Source organism: Pseudoalteromonas sp. LC2018020214 (assembly GCF_016598755.1).
GTDB classification, from domain to species: Bacteria; Pseudomonadota; Gammaproteobacteria; order Enterobacterales; family Alteromonadaceae; genus Pseudoalteromonas; species Pseudoalteromonas distincta.
The window spans coordinates 76,314-89,570 of record NZ_CP066804.1 but is presented as its reverse complement, the minus strand read 5'-3'; the positions used below and the strand labels follow the sequence as shown (position 1 = coordinate 89,570).

The 13,257-nt window shown below is 38.7% G+C and carries 8 protein-coding genes and 1 pseudogene; 4 read left to right on the top strand and 5 right to left on the bottom strand.

Annotation, left to right across the window (positions count from 1 at the left end; genetic code table 11):
* Positions 1–306: 306 nt before the first annotated feature.
* The gene (fusA, locus tag JG479_RS00435) at positions 307–2,391 is read right to left on the bottom strand and encodes an elongation factor G (protein WP_004334977.1); all 2,085 of its coding nucleotides are present in this window, start codon (positions 2,389–2,391) and stop codon (positions 307–309) included.
* Positions 2,392–2,597: 206 nt separating this feature from the next.
* Positions 2,598–2,801, bottom strand: a pseudogene (locus JG479_RS00430) (HTH domain-containing protein); the annotation flags it as partial.
* A gap of 245 nt (positions 2,802–3,046) precedes the next feature.
* Here JG479_RS00430 and JG479_RS00425 point away from each other — a divergent pair.
* Positions 3,047–6,025 carry a DUF3857 domain-containing transglutaminase family protein gene (locus JG479_RS00425; protein ID WP_200219712.1) on the top strand — a complete coding sequence of 993 codons (2,979 nt, stop codon included), beginning with the start codon at positions 3,047–3,049 and terminating at the stop codon, positions 6,023–6,025.
* A gap of 553 nt (positions 6,026–6,578) precedes the next feature.
* Here JG479_RS00425 and ylqF read toward each other — a convergent pair.
* Positions 6,579–7,523 carry a ribosome biogenesis GTPase YlqF gene (gene ylqF / locus JG479_RS00420; RefSeq protein WP_004334981.1) on the bottom strand — a complete coding sequence of 315 codons (945 nt, stop codon included), beginning with the start codon at positions 7,521–7,523 and terminating at the stop codon, positions 6,579–6,581.
* Positions 7,524–7,614: 91 nt separating this feature from the next.
* Here ylqF and JG479_RS00415 point away from each other — a divergent pair, with 91 nt between their 5' ends.
* Together JG479_RS00415 and JG479_RS00410 are read left to right on the top strand one after the other, a co-directional pair.
* On the top strand, positions 7,615–8,151 hold the full coding sequence (locus JG479_RS00415) for a YaeQ family protein (protein ID WP_024593828.1): 537 nt from the start codon (positions 7,615–7,617) through the stop codon (positions 8,149–8,151).
* A 183-nt stretch (positions 8,152–8,334) separates the two neighbouring features.
* Positions 8,335–8,940 carry an alpha/beta fold hydrolase gene (locus JG479_RS00410; RefSeq protein ID WP_004334986.1) on the top strand — a complete coding sequence of 202 codons (606 nt, stop codon included), beginning with the start codon at positions 8,335–8,337 and terminating at the stop codon, positions 8,938–8,940.
* On the opposite strand, the gene JG479_RS00405 is transcribed toward JG479_RS00410, so the two are convergent.
* Entirely contained in the window at positions 8,937–9,146 is a 210-nt protein-coding gene (locus tag JG479_RS00405; RefSeq protein ID WP_024597139.1) for a hypothetical protein, read from the bottom strand. The genes JG479_RS00410 and JG479_RS00405 overlap by 4 nt on opposite strands.
* A 334-nt stretch (positions 9,147–9,480) precedes the next feature.
* Between JG479_RS00405 and JG479_RS00400 the strand changes: the two genes are divergently transcribed.
* On the top strand, positions 9,481–9,954 hold the full coding sequence (locus tag JG479_RS00400; RefSeq protein WP_004334993.1) for a Dps family protein: 474 nt from the start codon (positions 9,481–9,483) through the stop codon (positions 9,952–9,954).
* Positions 9,955–10,236: 282 nt separating this feature from the next.
* Here JG479_RS00400 and JG479_RS00395 read toward each other — a convergent pair whose 3' ends face one another.
* Positions 10,237–13,179 (bottom strand): TonB-dependent receptor domain-containing protein, encoded by a 2,943-nt coding sequence (locus JG479_RS00395; protein WP_200219711.1) that lies wholly within the window; start codon positions 13,177–13,179, stop codon positions 10,237–10,239.
* Between the last annotated feature and the right edge of the window lie 78 nt (positions 13,180–13,257).

Sequence of the window (13,257 nt, the reverse complement as noted above, 5' to 3'; positions counted from 1 at the left end):
TAGCTAACTTATTACAGTACATTTTAGAAATAGCTGATTGCGTTTCATCACCGAGTTGCCAGTTATAAAAATGAAAAACCTTACCATTCTCCAGCTCTACTTTAAAAATAGTGAAAAGAAAAAACGAGCTAAATGATACAAAAGTAATTTCCTCACTATTGATATAACGCTCTGTGAATAGACGTGTATAACAAATCCCTGCTTTGTAACAATATAAAAAAGAGTAGTTATAAAAAATAAAACCAAATTATAGGCAATAAAAAACCCGCAACATGTGCGGGTTTTTTTAAAGAGTTAAGGAGCTAATTACTTAGCAGCTTTTTTCTCTTTTTCTGCAGCGATTACTGTGTCAGCTACGTTTTGTGGACATGGTGCGTAGTGTGAGAACTCCATAGAGAACTGACCACGACCAGATGTCATTGTACGTAGTGAACCAATGTAACCGAACATTTCTGATAACGGAACGTCAGCTTTAATGCGAACGCCAGTTAAACCAGCTTCTTGGTCGCTTAGCATACCACGACGACGGTTAAGGTCACCGATTACGTCACCAACGTGATCTTCTGGAGTGAACACGTCAACTTTCATGATTGGCTCAAGAAGTTGTGCGCCCGCTTTAGGGATCGATTGGCGGAAAGCACCTTTAGCAGCGATTTCGAACGCGATTGCAGATGAATCCACGGCATGGAAACCACCGTCAAAAAGTTCAACTTCAACGTCTAATACTGGGAAGCCAGCTAGAACACCTTCGCCCATCATTGACTTAAAGCCTTTCTCAACTGCAGGCCAGAATTCTTTAGGTACGTTACCACCAACAACTGATGATTTAAACGTGAAGCCTGAAGCAACTTCGCCTGGCTTGATGCGGTAGTCGATTTTACCGAACTGACCAGAACCACCAGATTGTTTCTTATGCGTGTAGCTATCTTCGATTTCACGAGTGATAGTTTCACGGTAAGCAACCTGTGGTTGACCAACGATAAGGTCTACACCGTAAGTACGCTTAAGGATATCAACTTTGATATCTAAGTGAAGCTCACCCATACCTTTAAGGATAGTTTCGCCTGAATCTTCATCAGTCTCAACTTGGAAAGATGGATCTTCTGCAACCATTTTACCGATAGCAACACCCATTTTCTCATTACCGCCTTTATCTTTAGGCTGTACAGCAATCGAGATTACTGGAGTTGGGAATACCATTGGCTCAAGTGTTACTGGGTGCTTAGGATCACATAGAGTGTGACCAGTTTGCACATTTTTCATGCCTACGATAGCAATGATGTCACCAGCTTGTGCGCTAGTTAATTCGTTACGGTCATCTGCTTGCATCTCAACCATACGGCCAACACGCTCAGTTTTACCAGTAAACGCATTAAGGATAGTGTCACCCTTATTAAGCTTACCTGAGTAGATACGTACGAAAGTTAATGCACCAAAACGGTCATCCATTATCTTAAATGCTAGCGCCTTGAAAGGTTCGTCAGCAGATACGATTGCGAATTCGCCATTTTCGTTACCTTCTTCATCCATAAGAGGTTGAGGATCAACTTCTGTTGGAGCAGGTAAGTAGTCAACAACAGCATCAAGGATTAGTTGCATGCCTTTGTTTTTGAAAGCAGAACCACAGAACGTAGGGAAGAAAGCAAGGTCACGAGTACCTTTACGGATACAACGCTTGATATCTTCGATAGAAGGTACTTCACCTTCCATGTACGCTTCCATAAGATCATCGTCTTGCTCTACAGCAGTTTCGATAAGCATTTCATGGTATTCATCAGTTTTTTCTACCATGTCTGCAGGAACGTCAGTGATTTCGTAGTTTTCTGGAAGACCAGTGTCATCCCATACGTACGCTTTTTTAGTTAAAACATCTACAACACCAACAAACTCATCTTCGATACCGATTGGTAAAGTCATGATTAGTGGAGTTGCGCCAAGTACTTTACGTACTTGCTCAGTTACACGGTAAAAATCAGCACCCATACGGTCTAATTTATTTACAAAGATAATACGTGCAACTTCTGATTCGTTAGCATAGCGCCAGTTAGTTTCTGATTGTGGTTCAACACCACCAGAACCACAGAATACACCAACACCGCCATCTAATACTTTAAGTGAACGGTATACTTCAACTGTGAAGTCAACGTGTCCAGGAGTATCGATAACGTTAAAACGGTGATCTTTCCAGAAACAGCTTACAGCCGCAGACTGGATAGTAATACCGCGCTCAGCTTCTTGTTCCATGAAGTCAGTAGTAGATTCACCATCATGAACCTCACCTGTTTTATGGATTTGACCAGTAAGCTTTAGGATACGCTCAGTAGTCGTGGTTTTACCCGCATCAACGTGCGCGAAAATACCAATGTTTCTGTACTTCGATAAATCTGCCATTAATTTTACTCTTAATAAAGTCGATAAATTATTCGGCAGGAGTATAACATCACTTAATGCGAACATCACCATACAAGCCGCTTAAAATGCAATCAATTCAACATATTTTTTTTATCGTCAGAATCTATTAAATATCAAACATAACAAAAAAATCGCAAGACATTGAAATTAATAGCGTTTAATACTTAAGTTTCAGATACACCAAGTTACTTCGCTATTTTATAGCAACGTTCAGGGCGGCCAATACTGCCGTAACTTTGATCCGCTGTTAACTTACCTGATTCAAGCAAATACTCTAAGTAACGGCGTGCTGTAGAGCGACTAACACCGACCAAATCGCCCATTTGCTGAGCAGTAAATACAGTGGTTGCGTGCTTTATAAAAGCATAGTGTATTTTGCAAAGTAAAATGTGTGCCGAGCAATAAGACAAACAGCAAAGCCATTTTTAGAGATAATTAAATACCTTTATGCTTTCATTGTATTTATAACCCATGCCTATAAATAATAAGCTAAATTGAGCGGAACTTATTCATTATCATAATTATAGGTATAAATATGTCGATGGATTCTATTAACATCTCATTGTCAAAAAAGCCTAAATTTGGTACATTATTCCTTCAATAGTATTTATAAAAACAACTATAAGACCCCACAATGAAATGGAACTTCCTTCGACTCAGTGCTTGGCTAATTGCACTTACCTTATTAATTTTCTCTCATAATATTTTTGCGCAGCAATATAAAATAGATAAACCAGCTCATTGGGTTAATACACATATAATTGAGCAACCCAAGAATTCCGATATAACCAAAGTACGTGACGGCACACTTTATTTGTTACTCGATAACCAATCCTATATACCGAGCAGGCAAAAACAGCAACGCTATACACGTTTGGTTATGAAAGCTTTAAATCAAAGTGGTGTTGATTATATAAGCCAGCTTAATCTTGATTTTGATCCAAGTTACGAGTCGCTCACACTAAATAGCTTAACGATTATCAGAAATAATGAGCACATTGATAAGCTTGATAGCGCGAGAATGACGGTTATACAGGGTGAATCTGAGTTAGCTGAGCGTATTTATAATGGTAGCTTATCACTCAATATTATTATTGATGATATGCGCAGTGGCGACATACTCGATTACAGCTACACAGTGACAGGCAGCAACCCTATATATGCTAATAAGTTCAGTACAAGACGCACGCTGAACTGGTCGGTACCCGTAGTGCAACAGAATATGCGTGTACTTTGGGGTAAACAAACACCTCTACATATAAATACAATAAACGGCGCAGCTGATATTCAAGAAACGCTTAATAAATATGGCAAAGATTATTCTATAACTCTTTTTGAAGAACCTTTACTGGAGCAGAATTCTCAAACCCCAACGTGGTACGACCCATATACACAAGTTTACTTTTCTGAGTTTGACGATTGGGGTCAGGTAGTTAACTGGGCATATCCGCTTTATCAATCAGCCATAGAAACCCCAAACAGCATTTTGGATGTAGCTGAAGAAATAAAAGCAAAACACACAAAAACATCAGACAAAATTGCCGCAGCACTGCGCTTTAGCCAAGACGAAGTTCGATATTTAGGGCTTGAAATGGGCACTAACTCGCATCAACCAACGTCAGCTTCAGAAACGCTTTCGCTACGATACGGCGATTGCAAAGATAAAACAGTACTGCTTATCTCGTTATTAAAAGCGATGGATATAGAAGCCTTCCCTGCGCTAGTTGATACAGAGGAAACCAAACGTTTAAAAGAACTTCCACCTTCAGCAAGTGTATTTAATCACGTTATTGTTACGCTTAAGCAAAACGGAAGACGCTACTGGCTCGACCCTACGGTTAGCTACCAACGAGGTACTCTCGAATATTTAGCACAGCCTGATTATGGCTATGCCCTAATTATTGATAAAGGTGAAAGCGCTTTAACTTCAATGGCGCAAAAACCTGTACATACAAATGTATCGGTAGAGGATAACTTTTTTATTGCTGAAAAAGTATCTGAGCCATCACGTTTTGAAACCCAGTACACTTATGCTGAATTTGAAGCAATTAACCGAAGAAACAATATAGCCAGCAGTGGTCTAAATAGCGTTGCTAAATCTTACTTCGAGTATTACCAAGGCTTTTTAAATGGCTTATCAATCAATGAAGCAATGGCAATTAGTGAGCAAGAAAAAACGGGCAAACTAATAACCAAAGAATCGTATTTAATTAGTGAATTTTGGGAAAAAACAGACGAAGGCTACGAAGCTAGCTTTTATGCGAGTGAAATACAAAATAGCGTTTACGAACCAAAGCAGGTAAATCGTACCGACCCACTTTACTTTGACTACCCCAATATAATTAACACCACAATAAAACTACATTTTGCAGAAAAAGGTTGGGGATTTGATAGCGACCAAGAAGAAATTGACAACGACTACTTCAATCTAAAAACAACTACTGAATTTAATGATAATGTTTTAACACTGAGCTATAACTATTACGCAAAACAAGATCATATTAAAGCGGATCAAATAGATGATTATTTAGCACAGCGTAAAAAGTTAATATCAGCAACTCATTACCCTATTCTAAAATATGCAAAGGCGAGCGAAACGCCTCAAACAACAGCTGATGTGCTAGATAGCCTTGGTTATAGCTGGCTTAAATATGTGTTGGCTGGCTATATTTTAGTGCTCATATTCTTTTTCGCCGATTGGCGATTAGAGTCAGCAAAAAAAGTTAAATTTGAAGATAGTCCATTTTATGCTGTATCTGTAAGTAAGTTTATTATTTACAGTATTTTAAGTTTAGGCATATTTGTTAACTACTGGAGTTATCGTAACTTTAAGGCCATTAAAGAGCGCGATAACTCAAGTATTATGCCTATTGCTCGAGGTATATTTGCATTTTTATGGTATTACCCTTTGTATCTCGCACTTGCACAGCACAGCCAACAACAGTTAAACAAAAATAGAGTAATGCCTAACTGGACTGCCTTAACACTCTGGCTAATGGTACTTGCCAGCGCCTTTGCTTATCGTATGGACGAATACGCAACCATAGTGATTTGTATAATGCCATTTTTATGGTTGCCCCTAGTTAGTTACATTGAGCAAACCGATATAAGTAAAGAAGCCCTACATTACAACTCATACTGGCGAATTAGACAGTATTTAATCTCGCTTGCGTTTGCACCTCTATTATTTTTAGGCGTACTTCAAGAAGTAAATATTTTACCCAATGCTGCAATTATAAAAGGCGATAGTTTATGGCCTTACCAAGTACACTTTTTAAAACGTAATCGCCTAACACCTGAAAACGAAGAAATACTTTATTTTTATAGCGATGCAGTATTTGATTACCGAGAAGACGGTAACGGAATAACCGAGAACTATATTTTTAGTTACTACAAAAACGATGACGGTAAGCTTGAATCAGATCTTAGTCACTTTAAAGACATAGAAAAAATAGAAACCACATACGGTAAAACCAAACTTGATAACACAAGCATTAAAGTAATAAAAACTGACGGTAGTGATTTCTTGCTCATTGTAGGGCGTCTAAACAAGCAGGATAAAGTACTAGTGGAGCAGATTAATTTACGTATAACAGCAAATAAAGTGCGTTAGTGGCTTAAAATATCCAGTTAAGTACGAATATTTTTAGCCATAAATTAAAGGCTGTTGATCTTTAGGGGCTAAGGTTTTACAAGCAATGCTTTTATAATAAAAATCCATATCAAATTATTTAATAAGTATTAAGCATCTATTTTTTATTCTTAATTGTTCAACCAAAGTAAGTATTTTTATTAAATGTCAGTGCTAACTAGCCGATTTATATATGAATAAAAAACAAACCCACCAATAATAAGAATTATTTGCATTTAGATATTGACAGATAGTTAGATCTAACTGATAATCAATATCAACAAGACGGATTGCATACCACTTGTTAAGGAATGAATTGATTTGTTTCTCGACCCTGAAACAACGTGTGGCGCACGTAAACAGCTATGGTTACTTGTTATGAACCGCAACGCCCCTTGATGTTGATGATGAGTAACCGCCCTACTATTTTACTTGCTACATTGCTCATATCGGTGACGGTAGATATGAAACTAAAAAAGCCCTTACGGGCTTTTTTTATGTCTGTAATTTAGTTGGTTAAATTAAACTAAATCAATTAACGACGGTTTTTACGTGCGCGTGCTCGGCGTTGCTTTTTCTCTTCTTCTTTAGCTGCCTTTTTAGCTTCTGCTGCAGCGCGTAAACCAGCAACCATTACTTCTTCTTCCTCACGCATTTGCGGGGTTTCCATAGTAATACGGCCAATGATACCGTCGCGTAATTCGTTGATTAGTATTTCAGACATTTTGTATGTGTCTATTTGATTGCCACCACGAATACAGCCACGTTTTTTACCCGCCATTTCAACAAATTCCCAATCACTTTGTGGTAATTCATCTATTTTATAACGCGCTTTTAATAACTCAGGGTATGCACGCAATAGGTACTCAGCTGTGTAACTTGCTACTTCTTCATACTCAAGTGCTGTATCACGAATGGCACCGGTAGCGCCTAAGCGATAACCTGAGTTTTCGTTTTCTACTTTTGGCCACAACATACCTGGCGTATCGTAAAGCATAATACCGTCTTCAAGCTTAATGCGTTGTTGCGCTTTAGTAACAGCAGGCTCATTACCTGTTTTTGCAACTATACGCCCAGCCAATACATTAATTAACGTAGATTTACCCACGTTAGGAATACCCATGATCATGGCTTTAATTTGCTTATCTGCACCCACTTTATGCGGCACTAGCTTTTTACAAAGCTCATTAATACGGTGTACTTCAGCTGCTTTATCATGCCCAAAAGAAATCGCTTTAACACCGTTTTCTTGCTCAAAATAATCTTTCCAGATTTGAGTCATTTTAGGATCAGCTAAATCAGCTTTGTTCAAAATTTTGATGACCGGCTTACCTTCACGCAAGGTTGCCACCATCGGGTTTTCACTACTGTAGGGAATGCGCGCATCAAGCACTTCAATGATCACATCCATTTGTGGCATTATTTCTTTAATTTCATTGCGGGCTTTATTCATGTGCCCAGGGAACCACTGGATAGCCATTTTTAACTCCTAACGTATAATTAACCGCTATTTTAACTGGCAATTCATTTAATTGCGCTATACTGGCGCAAATTTTTTCAGATTAGTTGTTATGGCTCTTAAATCCACCATTATGAAAGTGCAGTTATCGCTTAGCGATATGGACCGCCACGTTTATCAAGATTTTAATTTAACCTTGGCTCAACACCCATCAGAAACCGACCAAAGGTTGATGATTCGCTTACTCGCTTTTGCGCTAAATAGCTGTGATGGTTTAGAATTTACTAAAGGGTTAAGTGCTGATGATGAGCCTGAACTTTGGCATGTAAGCTATAGTGAAGAAATAGAACTATGGGTTGAACTTGGGTTACCAGATGAGAAACGCCTTAAAAAAGCCTGTAATAAATCTAAAAAAGTGGTGCTGTATACTTATGGTGAAAACAATCAAGCAATTTGGTGGCAAAAACATCAACCTAAATTGTATGAATTTAAAAATCTAAGTATTTTTAGCCTTGATTACGCAGCAACACAAGCACTTGCTGCTTTGGTTGATCGTGGAATTAAGCTCGCCATTACCATTCAAGATGGTGAAGTATGGGTAAATACCGATACAACCAATATTGAAATAAAACCGCTACAGTTAATGTAATTACGGTAGTTATACCAATTGCATTAAATTAGTTATCTATTATAGCGACAAATAAATAAGTCGATAACAAGGCGAAAATTATGACATATAGTTGTTCTATATAAATAATTTTTAACGCAGGTAGCGGATTATTTAATACGCTAGAATGATCATGTTTTTAATAAAATTGGTATTAGGGAGCATATGAAAGTTAAACACGTTATTGTTTTACATGGCTTGTATATGTCTGGCTTTGTTATGCGCCCACTTTGTTCACGACTTGAAGAGTCGGGTATGACGGTATTAAACATTACCTACAATACGCTCGACCCTCACCGCGATACCATATTTGCACAAATTGATGAGTGTATTTCTAACGAACCTGCAGCGCTTGTATGCCACTCAATGGGAGGGCTGATTGCACGTGCTTATCTAGAGGCAAACTCTCCTGCTAGCCAGAATATTACGAAGGTAATTACACTGGGTACTCCACATAAAGGCAGCCATATAGCGCAAAAAATGAAGCAAAAAGGGTTTGAATCATTTTTAAAAAATAGTGTTGAGTTTTTGCTTACTAAAAATGGTAATTGGCCTTTTAAAGCTAAGCTTTATAGTATCGCAGGGGATTTACCTATTGGGCTTATGCCTTTAATAGTCAAAGGTAGCCAGTCAGATGGCACCGTATTACTAGATGAAACCAAACTTAAAGGTATGGCCGAACACAAAGTGTTTCATTTAAGCCATACCAGTATGATTTACTCGCGCCAAGTACTCGATTACATTTTAAAGTGCTTAAACGAGAAAGATTAATCCTCAGCATTGGCTGCTATTTTATAACTAATTAAAAATATCACAGCCAGTATCAGCGGAATGGGCGCCGCAATGTAACCAAAAAAATCTGAGTTCGCAAAGCTTGCTCCTGCTAAGTGCGCTACTAGCCCAAGCACAAATGCGATGACTGCAATTCCTACCACGATTAACTCTGCTTTATTTTGTTTCGCTGTTTTTGCATGCATGTTATCTCTCCTAATTATTTCGACAACATTATTATGCGCCGTTAGGGTGGATGATTTTTGACCTGCATCAATAAAAAAATAGCTAAGTTATTACCTTGAATAAAGTTTGTTTTAGATCATGATTTATATACTTCTGGGTTTTATTTATTTTTGAGGGGTAGTATTTTTATTAATCAGTCCCATTTCTATTAATAGTCTAAAGTGAATACAGGTATCAAAAACAGCTAATAGGTTAAAACTATTAACTAGATACATTTAAACGATTTTACTAATTTATCGAAATTAGTAATACTTATCACAAGTTCACAAACAAACGGTTATTCAGGAGCAAGTTATGTCACATGTAAACGCAATTGGTCTAAACAGCGCAAAAAGCGAAGACATCATAAAGTCACTCAATACATTATTGAGTAGCTACCAGATTCAATACATGAACGCGCGTGGCTTTCACTGGAATATTAAAGGCCGTAACTTTTTTGAACTACACGTTAAGTTTGAAGAAATTTATAACCTACTACTTCTAAAAGTAGATGAAGTTGCAGAACGTATTTTAACGTTAGATGGCGCACCTCTACATGCATTTTCTGATTACCTTGAAGTAAGTAAAATTAAAGAAGCTAAAGGTATTAGTGATGGTGTTACAGCCGTAGAAAACCTACTTGCTGGTTACAGTACATTAATTCACATGCAGCGTGATATTTTAAGCCAAGCTGGTGATGCAGACGATGAAGGTACAGCCTCACTAATGAGCGATTACATCTCAGAGCAAGAAAAACTGGTTTGGATGCTAAAGGCTTACTTAGACTAAACCAGCAAAAAAAAGCCCTCAATGAAGAGGGCCACAAATAGGGATAAATCGTTAAATAATCAAGCGATTCGGTTACTATATTAGCCTCCCCCCCATACTAAACAACGCCCCTGTTACCAGTGGCGTTGTTTTGGGTTTAAGTGGGTGTAATGCTCATATATTGGGATAAACAATGTATAAGCATTACTACTACATTATTTTTCCCCATGAAAAAGCCCCAGCAATACTGAGGCTTTGTGAACGTTACTAATTAAGTAACTATATTAGTGTCGTTATTGTTGGTTAGAATTTACTTCTAAAACCTATGTAGAATGATTGACCAATTGGGTCATACGTACCTGCATCTGTTTCAGTACCAGTACTTGAACCGCTCACACCCGATAAAATGCGTGGTGGCTCTTTATCAAATAAGTTACTCGCACCAGCGTAAAGCTCTGTTGAATCGCTGATATGGTAACTTGCTTGAACATCATGATATGTCACTGAACCAATCCCTACTCCACCTGGAGCAATACCAAAACCACTTAAGAATTGATCATCAAAGTCTGCAGCGCCAATGTAAGTTAAGCTCCAGTTAAAATCAAAGTCGTTAAGTTTATAACCAAAGTTCCAGTTAGCTTTATGCTCTGATGCACCAATTTCTCCAGCAAACTCATCTTTATCAGCGCCTGGAAGTGGGATGCTATAACCATCAATTAGGTAAGTATAAGCAAGGCGAGTTCTAAACGCACCTGGGCCAATATCAGCAGAGTACGTTAGTGTTAAATCAACACCTTCTGTACCTAAACCACCACTGTTAGATACACCACTGTCAATAAACTCTAGTGAACCAGCACTATTATTACCTGATGGCGCACTACGACGAGTTACAAAGTCACAAAAGCTTGTATCGCCACCACCATAACATTGGTCAAGAATAAACTGACGAGGTGTTGATACGATTGCATCTGTAATTTCGATATCAAAGTAATCAAGCGTAATGTCTAGGCCTGATATTAGATTTTCTGGTGTAAATACTAAACCTACTGTAACAGAGTCACCAACTTCTTCTTTTAAATCTTGGTTGCCACGGTTAAAACCACTAATACCTTGTAAGTCAGACTGGTTAAGCGTGAACTCGCCATTTGAAGCGATATTAGTTGTAACACCAACATCTGTACGACAAGCATCACCTGCAGCACCACCGCCACTATTAGTAACACCTAAACATGGATCGTTTAAACCACTTGGGAAAGTTTGTGAAGGTGGAGAAAATAGTTCATCGATATTTGGAGCACGTGTTGAACGTGCACGGGTAGCACGTAAACGTAAGCTATCCATTACTTCCCAATCTACACCCACGTTCCAACTTTCAGTATTGCCTACTGTTGAGTAGTCAGACAAACGAACTGCTGCATTCATTGTTACAGAATCAAGCACGGGGATGTTTGCTTCTACATAATATTCAGTTACATCAAACGAGCCTTCAGTTGCTGGAATTGCATTACCCGCATTAAGGCCAGCTTGCTGTAGAGCATCAAACTCACTACGTGAGAACTCTTCACGGTATTCAAAACCAGCAGCGATACCTACCGTACCTGCCGGTAAATCAAATAAATCACCTGAAATATTACCACCAATGATTTCTTGCTCAACCGACGTTGAAAGTGAGCTAGGTGCACTTACAAAATCAATAGCACCTTGCGATAGCGAATTGAAACCGTAAATGTCTACCGGCGCACAGTTAAAGCCACGTGCTGTCGCATCGATACAAATAGCCTCATCAGTAATACCATCGCCATCTAAATCTTGGCTATCGATAACAGCCTCTAAACCTTGACGAAAGCTTTGTACGTTAACTAAACCACCAGAAACTTGCTGCTCTTTTGTTTTACCGTATACATAGTAAGTATCGTAGAACCAACCATCTGCTATTTCACCTTGAAAGCCTAGTGCTAAACGGAATGTATCACGCTCAGCTCGTGCTCCACGGTTACCGATATCACTTAAGCGCTTTGCAAAAAAGATATCACGCATACCATCACCATCGGTGTCGGTTGCTGCGTTATATATATCATCAGGTACAAATGCGTTACGCAATATTTCACCGTTTACATTAAATTCAATTGGTACTTGGCCATTTGCATAGATGTCGTCAGAGGCAAAAGGAAATGGCTCTAATTCAGAAACGGTTGTTGTTGCAGCGTAAGTACCTTCATAAAAAAAGCTATGCTTGTCGCTTAGCTCGTAGCTACCATTTGAGGCAAATAAGTAACGTTCTGTAGGTATCGCTATCGTACGTACGCCACTTCGGTTAAAACCATTTGCAGCTACGCCATCGCCACCATTAGTACTAAACGAGTTTTGTAGGGTGTTTGCATCATTAAACGTAAATGTTTCATCCCCAGCGCTAAAGCGACCCTGTGGCGGAAATGAAGATAAAAATGGGCTTACAGCATCAAATACAGAGCCCGGGTTTGCTACTGGATCATCTTCAAAGAAGATACCTGAAAATTGGTCTACTGCCGAGCGGTCACGGTCACGTGAAAAAACAGCACCTTGATCAGAATACCCAAGATGGAACATCGCGTGCCCTTTCCCATCTGAGCTTGATAAGCCTGAGGTAAAGTTAAATTGGCGTGATTCATCATCGCCTTCGCTTGATTCACCATATTGGCCTTCGAATTCAATACCTTCAAAATCATCTTTTAGTACAAAGTTAACTACACCAGCAACAGCGTCAGAACCATAAACAGATGAAGCACCACCTGTCATAATTTCAACACGTTCGATGAATTGACTCGGAATAGTATTTAAATCGACAGCAGAGCTACCTGGTACACCTGATACATAACGACGACCATTCACTAAAACCAATGTGCGGTTAGAGCCTAAATTACGTAAATCAACAGTAGCAACACCCGCACTTGCGGTATTAAAGTTTGAGTTAGTACGGCTAATAGCTGGTGTACCAAATGCAGGGTTCTCTAATAATAAGTCTTGAATATTTAACGACCCTGATGCATCAATAGCAGCACTATCTACAACTTGAATAGGAGCCGATGACATTGCCTCAGCTGAACGAATTCGAGAACCTGTAACTTGTACGCGTTCTATTTTAGTTATTTCGTCATCTTCTGCTGCAACACCTTGAAATGAAAAGCTTGCAAGTATCGCGCTGCTTAGCGCAACTGTTAACGACGATTTTTTAAATAATCGCGCGCTACCTTTGTTAGTTAATGTCATATAATTCCCCTGAATTGTTATTTTTGTAACTAAATGGTTACTTCGCGGATTACAGTAAGGGGATTTATTTAAACACTC